The sequence below is a fragment of the Streptomyces sp. LBL genome, assembly GCF_029893585.1.
Classification (GTDB): Bacteria; Actinomycetota; Actinomycetes; order Streptomycetales; family Streptomycetaceae; genus Streptomyces.
The window spans coordinates 101,610-113,276 of the sequence record NZ_JARXYX010000035.1; the positions used below are offsets into that span (position 1 = coordinate 101,610).

General features: G+C 64.6%; 8 protein-coding genes. 7 read left to right on the plus strand and 1 reads right to left on the minus strand.

Annotated features, from left to right (window positions below):
- Positions 1 to 327 precede the first annotated feature (327 nt).
- The 7 genes from drmA to M2271_RS34220 all read left to right on the plus strand — a co-directional run bounded on the left by drmA (position 328) and on the right by M2271_RS34220 (position 11,174).
- Positions 328 to 3,966 carry a DISARM system helicase DrmA gene (drmA, locus tag M2271_RS34190; RefSeq protein WP_280891308.1) on the plus strand — a complete coding sequence of 1,213 codons (3,639 nt, stop codon included), beginning with the start codon at positions 328 to 330 and terminating at the stop codon, positions 3,964 to 3,966.
- On the plus strand, positions 3,963 to 5,987 hold the full coding sequence (locus M2271_RS34195) for a DUF1998 domain-containing protein (protein ID WP_280891309.1): 2,025 nt from the start codon (positions 3,963 to 3,965) through the stop codon (positions 5,985 to 5,987). The genes drmA and M2271_RS34195 overlap by 4 nt, the downstream gene beginning before the upstream one ends.
- Positions 5,980 to 6,720 (plus strand): DISARM system phospholipase D-like protein DrmC, encoded by a 741-nt coding sequence (drmC, locus tag M2271_RS34200; RefSeq protein ID WP_280891310.1) that lies wholly within the window; start codon positions 5,980 to 5,982, stop codon positions 6,718 to 6,720. The genes M2271_RS34195 and drmC overlap by 8 nt, the downstream gene beginning before the upstream one ends.
- A 143-nt stretch (positions 6,721 to 6,863) precedes the next feature.
- Positions 6,864 to 7,967, plus strand: coding sequence for an XRE family transcriptional regulator (locus M2271_RS34205; RefSeq protein WP_280891311.1), 1,104 nt, complete (start codon positions 6,864 to 6,866; stop codon positions 7,965 to 7,967).
- Positions 7,964 to 8,503: a hypothetical protein gene (locus M2271_RS34210; protein ID WP_280891312.1), complete on the plus strand. Its 540-nt coding sequence runs from the start codon at positions 7,964 to 7,966 to the stop codon at positions 8,501 to 8,503. The genes M2271_RS34205 and M2271_RS34210 overlap by 4 nt, the downstream gene beginning before the upstream one ends.
- Before the next feature lie 209 nt (positions 8,504 to 8,712).
- Positions 8,713 to 9,000 carry a hypothetical protein gene (locus tag M2271_RS42635; RefSeq protein ID WP_348539215.1) on the plus strand — a complete coding sequence of 96 codons (288 nt, stop codon included), beginning with the start codon at positions 8,713 to 8,715 and terminating at the stop codon, positions 8,998 to 9,000.
- A gap of 161 nt (positions 9,001 to 9,161) precedes the next feature.
- A complete protein-coding gene (locus M2271_RS34220; protein WP_280891314.1) occupies positions 9,162 to 11,174 on the plus strand; it encodes an NB-ARC domain-containing protein in 2,013 nt (670 codons plus the stop codon).
- A 9-nt stretch (positions 11,175 to 11,183) separates the two neighbouring features.
- Here the strand turns inward: M2271_RS34220 and M2271_RS34225 are convergent, their stop codons facing one another.
- Complete coding sequence (locus tag M2271_RS34225; protein ID WP_280891315.1) at positions 11,184 to 11,585, minus strand: hypothetical protein; 402 nt, start codon at positions 11,583 to 11,585, stop codon at positions 11,184 to 11,186.
- Positions 11,586 to 11,667: the final 82 nt, after the last annotated feature.

Consider the following 11,667-nt stretch of genomic DNA (forward strand, 5'->3'; position numbering starts at 1 on the left):
TGACCGATGTGCTGCGCGGCTGCGAGGGCGAGTGAAATACATGCGCGATCGGGGTTCGACTGTCAGTGCGGCGCGGTAGCGTCAGTCGCAGTGATCACGAAGAGGTAGGGGTGCGACTGTGACGTTCACGAAGGCGGCCGGAGGCGCTGCAGTACGCTGCAGCCGAGCCCGCTATGCGGCGGAGGAACCACCTCGGACGGCTTTTGACAGGCTGCGAACGAGCCTGGGCGAGGAGTATGCCAAGTGAGTGTCCCCCACCCTCCGCAGGAGCCGTCCTACTCGCTCGACTTCGAACCGGACGGGCGGTCCTGGACTGTCCGGGAGAACATGGTCGACATCCTGAGGCGTGAACTCCTCGGTCCGGCTGGCGGCCCCGAAGAGATCATCGAAGGTGCTCCTGACTCCGCGTACCTGGTTGGCCGTATCGCCCCGGAGCGTCTCACGGCCGGCGAGGCCAACCCGACCCAGGCAGATTCCGACGATGCGGCCACCGATGTCGGAGATGCTGTCGATGCGGCTGAGAGCCGGGGCATCCCGCTGACCGCAGTCGACGACAGCAGTGCCTCTTCGGAGGAAGACGACGTGGACGATCAGCCGCAGAAGCGCGGGCTCATGATTCCAGCGTCGATGGGGCTGCGCTGCCAGATCCCGGAGGACGTGGATGCGTTCACGGTGGTCACCGAGTTCGGTACGTATGAGCCCGTGAAGGAGAAGCAGGGCGAGGGCGACGAACCGGCGTCGCGCCTTCGTCGGTACCAGCGTATTCCGCACCGCTTCAACACGACGATCAAGATCGCAGACCTTACGCCGTCTCAGACCAAGACGTACGTGCTGAAGGACCAGGTCCTTCTGCGCGTGGACCGTTATGACGACGGCGAACGGGGCTGTCGTCTGATCGAGATTGCCCTGTGCAATGACAAAGAGACACCACGCCAGATTCCGGTGGAGGCGTGGCTCTACCAGACACAGCTGACCGCCAGGGCGTTGGACGGGTCACCCGCGTTCCTGCCGGTGAACGACGTACTCCTGGACACCCACGAGGAGCAGGACGACGAGCTGCGTCGCCTGCGGCTGCAGTACAGGAACCGACTGGAGTTCGCGGTGGGGCGGACCTGCTCGGTGGACTGGACGCAAGTCAAGGGCACCCGCCGTGCCTCTGAGGTCCGGACGACGTGGCTGCCGGTTGCCGAGACTCCGCAGACAGCAGCCGAGGAAATCAGCTCTGCCATGCTCGACATGCGAGCGCTGGAAGTGGCAACCCCAGCCGAATTGCGCGCTGGTCTGGAGCCCATCGTCGAGGGTTATGCCGCCTGGCTGGATGCCGAAGAGCAGTGTGCTCGCGAGCTACCCGACCACCTGAACCCGGAAGGGCTTGAAGCCGTCGGCGACGCGCGCCGGGTGCAGAAGCAGCTCAGGGAGGGCCTGGAGTTCCTACTGGCCGACGGGGAGAACTCTGCTGAAGCCTTGCGCTGCTTCCGATTCATGAACCGGGTGATGGCCGACCAGCGCGTTCAGTCCCAGGTGGCTCAGCGGCGCGCCGGCCAGAGCGAGGAGAGCCGGGAGACCATCGACGAGGCCATCAGCACGATCATTGAAGCCGAGGGCGTCATAGCTCACTCCTGGCGAACCTTCCAGATCGCCTTCATCTTGATGCAATTGCCGTTGCTGTCCGACCCGGCAGCCGACAAGAGATCAAGTGACCTTGCCAACGCCCAGCTGCTGTTCTTCCCGACCGGTGGTGGCAAGACAGAGGCATACCTAGGACTCGCCGCGTACACCTTTGCTGTGCGGCGGCGTCAAGGCATAGTGGACGCCTTTGATGGTCCACTGGACGGCCGTTCCGGCGTGGCTGTGCTGATGCGATACACGCTTCGGCTGCTCACCGCTCAACAGTTCCAGCGAGCCACCGCTCTGGTGTGCGCGGCGGAACGGGCACGTAAGCAGGAACCGGAGATCTGGGGCGATGAGCCGTTCCGGATCGGGTTGTGGGTCGGCACGGACGTGAGCCCCAAGCGATATGACGAGGCCGCCAAGCAGCTGGAGAGGGCCAATCAGGGGCATGGCTTTCGCCTGACGGTGCTGCAGGTTCAGCGCTGCCCCTGGTGCGGTACTCCTATCGAGGCGCGGAACGTCCGGGCCGATGACGCCCGACGCCGGGTGTATGTGTACTGCGGTGATGAGCTCGCGGACTGCCCCTTCGCGGACGGCGGGGAGATCGACGAAGGGCTGCCCGTCCTGACCGTCGACGAGGAGATCTACCGCCTCGTCCCAGCCTTCGTCATCGCAACAGTGGACAAGTTCGCCCGCCTGGCTCGCGAGGGAGAGGCAGCCTCGCTGTTCGGGTACGTTTCGCGGCGCTGTGAGCGGCACGATTTCGTCCACCCCGATTACTCACAATGCTCGATCAAGGACGGCAGCAAGCATCCGAAGAAGGACGGCATGTCGGCCGCCGCAGTGCTCTCTGTGACCCGACTGCGGCCTCCGGACCTGATCATCCAGGACGAGCTGCACCTGATCACCGGAGCTCTCGGCACGACGGTCGGTCTGTTTGAAGTGGCCATCGACGTGATGACGCACTGGCAGACCGAGGACGGACGTCCTGTACGCCCGCTGCTGGTCGCTTCCACGGCGACTGCCCGTAATGCTGCGGATCAGGTGACGGCTCTGTACGGGCGGGGCACCACCATCTTCCCGCCGCAGGTTCTCGATGCAGGTAACACCTTCTTCTCCAAGGAGATCGAGGTCTCGAAGGAGGCTCCCGGACGCCGCTACATCGGGATCAGCACAACCGGTGTACGGCTCACCACGGCCGAGATCCGCGTTGCCGAAGTTCTCATGGCAGGCGGCCAGTTGCTGCTTGACCGCTCGGGCAAATCCGCGGATCCGTACATGACCCTGGTCGGCTATTTCAGCGCGACCCGGGAACTGGCCGGTATGGCCCGGTATATGGGCGACGACATCCAGACGGCACTTGCCAAGCGCCGCCCGTGGTCCAGGCTGCCCAGTCGTACAGGCACCAACTTTGGTGCCTTGCATGTCGCTGAGCTGACCTCCCGCGTGGCCAGCGCGGACATCACCTCCACCCTTGACCGGATGGCCGTCAGGTTCGATCCCGACTTCGACTCCACCGCCGGAAAACGGAACTTGCGTGCCCTGAGAGAAAACAAGGCTCGTACACCCGAGAGGGACGTGAACCCGTACGACGTCGTGCTCGCGACCTCCATGCTCCAGGTGGGTGTGGACGTAACCAGGCTTGGACTAATGCTGGTGGTCGGTCAGCCGAAGAACACCGCCGAGTACATCCAAGCTTCCTCGCGTGTCGGCCGTGACGGAGAACGCTCCGGACTGGTCGTGGCGCTCGGTAACTGGGCCAGGCCCCGAGACCTGGCGCACTTCGAACAATTCCGTCACTACCACGAGACGTTCTACGCCCAGGTCGAAGCGCTATCCGTCACCCCGTTCTCGGTGACGTCGCTCGAGCGTGGCCTGGATGGTGTCCTGGTCAGCGCGGCCCGTGTTCGCCAGGCGGTCCGGACGCAGAGCCTGTCCCCGGAGTCCGGAGCCGACCGGATCGACACCGAGCGGCACTTCGCTGTGGATCTCGTCGACGCGCTGGTGCGGAGGGTCGCCAAGGCCGGGGGCGAGGACGCGGCCGAACGGGCATGGGATCTATTGACTAACCGACTCGACCAGTGGAGCAAGCGCCGTAGCCATCTCATGGTCAACCGCAAGTCGCTGGTCTACGAGAAGGTGCTCGACGACTCTCAGCACGAGGCGCTCATGATGAGCGCCGAGGATGCCAAGGCTGGCCGTTACAGCCAGGACGCTCCGCCGTTCGTCGTTCCCAACTCGATGCGTGAAGTGCAGCCCGAGATCAACCTGCTGGTCAGCCCTATCAAGGAACGACTCGTGTATATCGAGCCCATGACTGCGCCTCAGTGGGAGATGCGGGAGGAGAGCTCGTGACTGACGACGGTCGCTTCGTCTACGACGCGAACAGGGCGGTCGACCCGCTGGGCGACCTGGATGAGGAAGCGGAGCGCCAGGCCAAGCACAACCGGGCCAAGGTCGGCTCCGCCAGGCCTTCCTCCCTTCTGTACACCTACGGCCCCGGTTCGATCACGGACCTGCCGCAGTTCACGATCATGTCCACCGGTCTTGATGACTGGGAACGCATCTGGCGCAGACGCGATTCGCTGCCACCGGTCATCCACGCACCGAGGCTGAAGGGCGTCGTACGGATGGCGCTCAGGTCGAACGACGTGGAGCTCCGGCCGCACCCTTGGCAGCCGAAGAAGCACAGCCGGTCTGCTGAGGGCAATGACCTTGGAGTGCCGGCCCGGGTCTTTCCGCAGTGGTTGCGGTGCACTGGTTGTGACCTGCTGGGAAAGCTCTCGCAGTTCGACTACAAGAACACTCATCCATTCCGTACAGACCTGGCCACGTTCGAGCACACGAAGTGCACGGGCCGTTCCGGCAACCGGAACAGACGGCCGATGCGCCGCCCCGCGGTGCCCGCGCGCTACCTCCTGGCGTGCGCCGACGGGCACCTGGACGAATTCCCGTACGACCTGTGGGTTCACCACGGTCAGCAGTGCGCCAATGCAGAGCTTCCGGTCCTGAAGATGACCGACCACACCGTTGGTAAAGGCGCCTCAGCCGTCATCCGCTGTGAGTCCTGTGGGATGCGCAGGCCGATGAACGAGGCCCAGGGTGAGGCCGGAAAGAAGAAGCTGCCGAAGTGTCGAGGGCGTCATCCGCACCTGGATGCCTTCGATCACCGGGGCTGTCGGCACCAGACGCGCCTGATGCTGGTGGGTGCCTCCAACCTGTGGTTTCCCGCCACCTACTCGATCATTGTCATGCCAGAGTCTCAGCAAGAGCAGGAAAGTGACCTGGCCGATCGGATCCGCACCACGTTGGGGGAGCGACTCGTCAAGTATCGGGATCATCTCGACATGATTCGGGACTTGCTCGTGGATCGGGTGGACGTCACTGGACTGTCTGATTCCGAACTCGCTGCAGTGGTCGAGGCTGCCTGTGCTCCCCAGCCCACAGAGGAGGAGCACGAGGAGCGGTTCAGTGACTGGGACCCGGTCGACCTGCTACTGCCCGAATGGCGCTACCTGCTGCTCGATATCAATGGTTCTCGAGTTGAAGACCCCAAGAGCGGTCTCACGCTGGCCACGAGGCAACGTGGCCCCGAGCTGAGGCCAGAGATCACCCGTGTCCTCGCCGTAGAGAAGCTCCGTAAGGTCAATGCACTCGTCGGGTTCACACGGATCGATGCCATGGACCGCGCCGGAGACCTGCAGAGCCGCTTGGCACCTCTCACCAGAACCCGCCGTCCCTCATGGACAGTGGCGACCGAGGACCGCGGCGAGGGCCTCTTCCTGCAGTTCGACGAGGACTCCGTCGCCGCCTGGGAGGAGCGCATCCTCAAGTCCGACATATGGGAGGCTCATCGCGCGGCCCATGAGCGGAATTTCAACCGACGCTTCTCGGAGACTGCCGAGAAGGTCAAAGCCAACAGCCGACTCAAGCCCCCGCGTTACTGGCTGATCCACACCTTTGCCCACACTTTGATCCGAGAACTCGCCCTCAGCTGCGGCTATTCGGCTGCCAGCCTCAGCGAACGCCTGTATGCCTGGCCCGCCGAAAACCGGGAGCCTGCGGCTGGCTTGCTCATCTGCACCACGGCCTCCGACAGCGACGGGACCCTGGGCGGGCTCGTTCAGCTCAGTGACCCTGAGCGGCTTCAGCGCGTCGTCGCCGACGCCCTGCGCAAGGCACAGCGTTGCTCCTCCGACCCGATCTGCGCGATGCGTACCCCGCAGCCCCCGGAAGATTTTCTCCACGGAGCCGCCTGCCACTGCTGTGTCATGGCTTCGGAGACCTCTTGCGAACGGGCGAACCGGTTCCTCGATCGTCGCTTCCTGATCGACCTGCCCGGCAGCAATCTTGGATACTTCTCAGCCGATGAGTGACGCTCAGGCTGCTCTTCTCCTGGGCAGACTCCTCACTCGCAGCGAGGCCAAGGGCGTCGCAGACAGACTCGCGGACGGCGACACGCTCACCGCTGCCCTCAAAGCGGTTGCCCCAGCTCGACGAGTTGAGGCGAGGAGATTCCTGGCGGTGGCCGGCGGAGTCCCTGGGGCGGAGGCCCAGCGCATTGCCCTGCTCCGGGCGATAGAGGGGGCACGGACGCTACCGACCACGCTCACACCCTTGTGGACAATGCCTGGTCACCTCGCCCGAAGCGGGCCACTCACTACGTCCGTGCCCCATCTGATCGCCAACGCGCGCCTTGCGGTGACCTGCTCCACCTTCAACTTTCAGCGAACTTCTGGCCTGTGGACCGCTCTCCAGGACGTCGCACAGCGCTCCGAAGTCGCCCTACGGATTTACCTCGACACCCGTGCGGCAGACGACCCAGGTGTCTTCCGAGCGCCGACGACCTCCGAGGTCGCCCAGCACCTCAAGCCGGCCGAGGTGTGGCGCACCAAGACGTTCGACGGCACGTACGTCCGCAATCACGCCAAGTTCCTTGCCATCGATCACCACCTGCTCCTGGTGACCAGCGCGAACTTCTCTTGGAGCGCGGAGAACAGCAACGTCGAGTTTGGAGTCATGATCGACAACGCGAGTCTCACGGAGACCGTCGAGCGCGAGATGCGTGAAGTGGAGGGAATCCTGTACGAACGGGTACAGGAGGGGTAGGCAGGTAGAAGCCCAGGGGTGCTGCAGCTGTTGCTGTGGGTCAGTCGATGAGTCAAAACCCCTGCTCATCAGGTGACTTGAAACATCACAGCACTGCTGTCACTCCTTGTGCAGTGCGCAACGAGCCGACTACTGTCCTAGTGGTGTCCAGCATTCCCGACCGAGTCCTGAGCCTGATTGAGAAGTCAGGCATGAGCCGCGCTGACTTCGCTCAGCAGATCGGCTTGGCCGAAACCCAGCTCACCGATTCCCTCGACGGTTCACGAGGGTTCTCGACCGTGGAAGTTGCACGCATCGCGCAGGCGTGCGACGTCTCCGTGAAGTGGCTGATCACCGGTGCAGAGCCTCCACTGGCGGTGGCGGGCAGGACGACCACAGGACAGGCCGGTGAGGCCGTTGCAGTGGCCCGCCGGTACACCTCGCGGCGTGCGGACCTGGCAGGCATCGGTTATCCCCAGCCCTGGCAGCCTGTATCCGTGAGTCTGAGTGAGGGAAGCTACTCCGACCAAGGAGAGAGGCTGGCCCGCAAGGCCTACGTTGCAGTAGTTGGCGCGGGCCGTTCGGTATGGGATGGCGATCTGGCAGAGCTCCTCGAGGAGGTCTTCGGCGTCGAAGTGGCTGTCGAGGAACTTGGTGAAGGTTTCGATGGCCTTGCCACGGCAACCAGCGAAGCCAAGCTGATTCTCCTGGCCACCACCTCGAATCCGGCGCGTCAGCGCTTCACGCTCGCCCATGAACTGGGGCACCTTCTTGCTGAGGACGATCAAGAAGTCCACCTCGACCGAGACATCTTCGACCTGGCCCAGAAGAAGGCGCCGAGCGAACAACGTGCCAACGCCTTCGCATCCGCGTTCCTCATGCCAGAACCTCTTCTACGGAAAGACATCGCGCGCCGTGGCACCCTGACCCAAGCTGATCACGCTGCCCTCGCCAGCCGGCTGATGGTGACACCCGAAGCACTCGCCTATCGGCTCCTCCGCCTACGCATCATCGACGCAGGTACCTGCGACCGCTACAAGCGCATGTCTGCCAAGGAGGCGGCTGACCTTGTCGGCCGAGGCAAGGAGTTCGAGCGGCGATCAGCCGAATCGACGACGCGCAGACTCCCAGGCCCACTTCTACGTGACACGCGTGCGGCCTACGACGCTGGCCGGGCCACGCTTCGACCGTACGCCAGCCTGATCGGGGTGGATGTCGACGAGCTCAGCCGCAGGATCGAGGAGCAGGCAGCCGGTGGTGAGTCATGAGCGAGTTCCTGTTCCCTGACAATACGGTCCTGTGCAACTTCGCCGCTGTCGACCGCCTTGATCTCTTGCGTGCAGCCTTAGATGGGCGCGGTAGGTGGACGGCCGCCGTCGCCAATGAGGCCCAGAGCTCGGCGAGATGGATCCCTGCTTTGAGTAGCCTCGAACGGCAGGGGTGGCTGGGAGAGGCCATCCGGATCACGACTGCAGAGGACATCGAGAAGGTTTTCGATGAGCGGAGCGCCGTGTTCGGCGGTACTCCCGAGAGGCTCCTCCAGCATCTTGGTGAGGCCGAAACGCTCTACATCATCAAGCACTGGGACGATTTCGCTGGCTCTTGGTGGATCTCGGACGACCGGGAGTCCCTGCGCTACGCCCAGCGACAGGGCATCACGACTGCGGAGACGGTCGGCATGGTCCGTCTTGCGGTCGGTGACGGGCACATCTCAGCCCAGGACGGCTTCGACCTGATGAAGCAGATGTGGGATGTGAATCGTCGCCCACGGCTGCCCGACTCCGTCACAGATCTGAAGCCGTAACGAAGTTCGTGCCGAAGTCCGTACTCATGGGGGAAGACTCTGTGGAAGCTGAGTTGACAGCTCTTGCAGTATCCGGGGCCACGACACTCGTCGGGCTGATGGTTTCGGAAACCTGGACACAGGCGAGGGACCGAGTCGCTCGATTCTTCGCACGTGGTGGGGACGAGGGCTCCGCTGTGGAGGAACTGGGACGGTCTCACCAGGAACTCATGGCAGCTCGTGCTGCCCAGGACGAACTCGCCGGAGCGGACATCGAGGCCGAGTGGCGGACGCGACTGCGTCGCGTTCTGCAGGCTGATCCCCAAGCTGCCGAAGAACTGCGGAGTCTGCTGGCTGAGTTGGAACCGATTATCGATGACAAACAGGGCGCTTCCGTGCACAACAGCATCAGCGGGGGCGTGCAGAACGGCCCGGTCATCCAGGGGCAGCACTTCTCCGGCCTGACCTTCGGCAGCCCCGAACGGGTTTCGCCCGAGCAGGGGGCCGGAGGACAGTGAGGAGCGAGAGTCCTGAGGGCGTGCCCCAAGGATCGCAGGTCAGGAACGAGCTGTCCGGGAACGTCGACGGACCGGTCGTTCAGGCCCAGGAGGTCCATGGCGGCATCACGTTCCACGTCCATTCGGCGCCGCTCGATGATCCGCTGTCCCGTCCTGATCAGATGCCACCGCTGCCTGGGCGGTACGTCAACCACACGAATGCGCTGTCGTTCCTGGACTCGGGTCTGGCCGATGCCACGCCCGATTCCTCCGGCATCGGCTTCGGCGTGGTCTCCGGTATGCCTGGTGTCGGCAAGACCACGCTGGTCTGCCGGTGGGCCGGCACGGTGCAGGACCGCTTTCCGGACGGACAGCTCTTCATCGACTACGCCAAACTGCGTCGGAAGAAGGGTGGCGCCGTGTCGGCAGCGGTCACAGCGTGCCTGAAGAGCCTCGGGGTACGCGACGCGTTCTTGCCGGAGTCCCTTGAGGACCTGACCGCGCTCTTTCGGACCCGCTCTGCTGGCCGCCGGATCCTCGTCGTGCTCGACGATGTCGACGAGCCTGCCCAGGTGCTGCCGCTGGTGCCGAAAGGGCCTGGCAGCGTGCTGCTGGTTACCAGCAACATCAGGCTGGGGGAGCTGAGTCTGGACGGCGCCCGCCCGCTGTACCTCGAACCGTTGGACATGGACAGTGGGCTTCGGTTGCTGGCACAACGGTGTGGTGAGGAGGCTGTGGAGGCGGAGCGTGACGCAGCCGAACGACTCGTCGTGTTCTGTGCGGGCCTGCCGAAGGCGCTGCACCTGGTGGCGGCTCGCTTCCTGAACAGCAAGCGGATCACGATGAGCCGACTCGCCGAGGAACTGGCCGATGAATCGCGACGCCTGCGAGGGCTGTCTCTGCGAGGAGAACACTCCGTGGCCGCAGCGCTCGAGCTCGTCTATCGGGCACTCCCGCTCGATGCAGCGCGCCTGTACCAAGCCCTGGGCTGGATCCCGGGCCGCACCTTCGACGCCGGCACGGCTGCTGTTGCTGCGCATCTCGACACGGTACAGACAGAGGAGCTCCTGGACGTCCTGGAGGAAGCCAGTCTCGTTGATGTGACCGAAGACGGCCGCTTCCGCTTACACGACCTTGTTCGCCTCCACGCACGCGAGCGCGCGACCGGAGCAGCCGAGCAGGACCCTGAGGTTGGCCAGCTGGCCGTGGTGGAGCGCGTGGCCACCCACTACTTGGCCCTCACTGCTTTCGCCGACCGTTCCATCAGAGAGGAGCGGCTCAGGATCGGGGACTTGGAGGGCCTCCAGCGAGGTGCGCCGGACCCCTTCGCCGTGGACGGCGGACCGGATCCGCTGGCCTGGCTGGAAGCCGAGAGCGCCAATATCCTGGCCGTTCTACGGGATGCGTCACGGCTCGGGCTCCACGCGTGCGTATGGCAACTGGCTGAATGCTTCACGGTTCTGTTCCTGCACCGCAGGTATCTGGAGGAATGGACGGAGTCCCTGGAACTGGGCGTGACGGCAGCGGCCAAGGCAGTGGTGCCAGCCGCGGAGGGCCGGTTGCGCAGCCTGCTGTCGCGGCCGCTCATGGACCTTGAACGGAGCGAGAGGGCACGGGCGGAGCTGGAGAAGGCAGTCGCCTGCGCCGAGGTGTCGGGGCATACCGCACTGCAGGCCTCTGTGCAGGAGTTCTTCGGACGCTACTGGGACCGCTTCGACGCCGCCCGTGCGGTGGAGGCGTACCGACAGTCCGTCGAGCTCAACATCGAAGCCGGGGAATGGCGAGGGGTGGCCATTGCTACCTACTTCCTCGGCTGTGCGCAAGACGCCGCCGGCCACCACGAGCAGGCACTGGACACACTCTGCCGGGCCCAGCAGGACCTGCTGGCCCGCAACGACAAGCGGATGGCCGCTAGGGCCTTGGCTGCGACCGGGGCCGTCCATGACCATCTGGGCGACCCGGGCACGGCGATGCGCGTGCTGGGCGAGGCAGCAGATGCACTCCGTGAGGAGAAGGCGAGCCACTACGAGGCGCAGGCCCTGGTGCTGCTTGCCGACATCGCGGGCCGCACCGGGGGAGCCCTGGAGACCGTACGGGAACATCTTCGCCGGGCCTACGAGATCTACAAGACAGGTGGCAGCCTGGAGGCGGCCAAACTGCAGGAACGACTCGATCTGCTGGACGGAACCGGCTGATCGCGTTCCTCAGAGCACCGAGGCGGTGGGCGGGAAGCGCCTCAACCAGAGGCCGACGTCGTCCGTCCTTGCATCGCCAACGCGTAGCGTCACCAGGGCGTCGTCAAGCGGCAGGCCCTCGCGCAAGCATGTGTAGACGGCGGCGGCGGGTAGCCCGGGGTCCACAATGGGTCCCGTGACCGTCGTCTCTACGATCCGCCCGTCGCGCAGCCCCACCAGAGAGCTGTTCCTTCCCGTCACCGTGGCGGCGAGCCGGCAGCCGGGAAATCGGCTCAGAGTGTCCCTGATCCAGGAAAGAGCGCTGACCGCGTTCGGAGTGTGATGGCGGCGCATGACTACCGATGCGCTCTCGGCCAACTGGCGATCCCGCTCCTCCTCGTCACAGGCGAGGTGCCGGATGTGGACGTTCACGTATTTCCCCGGGGCTGAGTTCACGTAATTCCCCAGCCCCGGGCGCCGATGGCGTCTACTTGACCGACGGCTTGGCGGGCTT